Origin of the sequence: Paenibacillus doosanensis (assembly GCF_025060755.1) — a bacterium.
Classification (GTDB): Bacteria; Bacillota; Bacilli; order Paenibacillales; family NBRC-103111; genus Paenibacillus_S; species Paenibacillus_S doosanensis.
Genome location: NZ_JANYUY010000110.1, coordinates 1 through 1711 on the forward strand (window position 1 = coordinate 1; position 1711 = coordinate 1711).

Genomic DNA, 1711 nt, shown 5'->3' on the forward strand with positions numbered 1-1711 from the left:
CCTCCTCGTATAGTATTTCTAGAACCAAGTTTTAAGCCGATTTCCAGTTCCCATGGGAACTGGCCGCAAACTTTTCGATTTCCAGTAAATCGCACCTTGAAAATTGCAAAAGGGACTGGACTTTCCCGCATGCCTCTGGACAATAGATCATAGGGATCTATCGGGGAAATTCTTTCTCCTCCTGTAGCACGTCTACATTTCTAAGTCTGTTTCTCCGGTACGTGTCTGAGCTTCTGACCCGCTGGCCGTTCCCTTCGGCACCCCATGCCTGGCCTAGCAAGCCAGGGCAGCTCATGGACCGAAGCGTGTTCTTATAGGCGAGGGTGATTGATCTGCGCGTGCGCCGGAGGCATCCCGGAGAGTCTATTCCCTGCATCCCTCATCGAAAGGAGGAAATTCCATTTGACGCTTTTTGTCGGTATTGACGTCAGTTCGAAAGAACTGGAAACGTGTTTCATGAACACAGACGGGGATAAGCTCGAGACCCTCACAGTGAAAAACAATCTGGAGGGGGCTGCTCATCTGCGAGATCGCATCGTTGCCTTAGCGGACAAGCACGCGGTCTCCGAGATTCACATTGGGCTTGAATCGACCTCGGTCTACAGCTGGCATCCCGCCATGTACCTGCATAGTGACCCTACACTCCAGGAGCGCCATACCAAGGTCTTTACCATGAATCCAAAGTTGGTCAGCAAGTTCCGAGAAACCTATCCCGACCTGAATAAAACCGACCGGCTTGATGCCTGGGTGATTGCGGACCGTCTGCGCTTCGGGCGGCTGACAACCACCATTGTCATGCAGGAGCAGTATGTTGCGCTCCAGCGTTTAACGCGCATGCGGTTTCACTTGATCCATAACCTGACGCGCGAGAAACAGTACTTCTTGCAAAACCTGTTCTACAAGTGCAATGCCTTCACGACCGAAGTCGAGAGCTCGGTGTTCGGCCATGCCATCCTTGAGATGCTCTCTGAAAAGTACAGTCTGGACGACATCGCGACGATGGATGTCGGCGATCTGGCCGACTACTTGCGGGACAAGGGGCGCAATCGCTTCCCGGATCCCGAGAACGTCGCGCGCTGCATTCAGAAAGCGGCCAGAGCCTCTTACCGGCTGTCCAAAGTCGTCGAGGATTCCATTGATCTTGTGCTGGGTACATCCATTCAAGCAATCCGGAGCATCCAGGCTCAGCTCAAGGATTTGGACAAGGCGATTGAGCAAATTCTCGAGACGATCCCTGGCTCCCTGTGCCTGCGTTCTGTTCCCGGCATTGATCGCGTCTATGCCGCTGGCATCCTTGCCGAGATCGGTGACATCGAACGCTTTAGCGACCAAGCCGCTGTCGCCAAGTATGCTGGCCTCACCTGGCGCAAGAGCCAGTCTGGCGCCTTTGAAGCCGAAGACACCAAACGGATTAAATCCGGCAACCGATTCCTTCGCTATTACCTCGTTGAAGCTGCCAACTCGGTAAAGAACCGCGATGAAGAATTCGGCGAGTACTACCGGAAGAAATACAAGGAAGTGCCCAAGCACCAACATAAACGCGCCCTCGTCTTAACCGCAAGAAAGCTTGTGCGTCTGGTCGATGTGCTGCTACGCAACGGCCAACTCTATACGCCACGGAAGAAGGTGACGCCTGCGAAGGATTAACGCCTCCTTTGCTAAAGTCCCTGGCATAATTCCCAGTTAAAATCTGGATATTATCTCGATTTTT

The 1711-nt window shown here is 53.0% G+C and carries 1 protein-coding gene; it reads left to right on the plus strand.

Annotation, left to right across the window (positions count from 1 at the left end; genetic code table 11):
- The first annotated feature begins 402 nt into the window (after nt 1-402).
- Nucleotides 403-1647, plus strand: coding sequence for an IS110 family RNA-guided transposase (locus N0M98_RS33535; RefSeq protein ID WP_249860219.1), 1245 nt, complete (start codon nt 403-405; stop codon nt 1645-1647).
- The last annotated feature ends 64 nt before the right edge of the window (nt 1648-1711 follow it).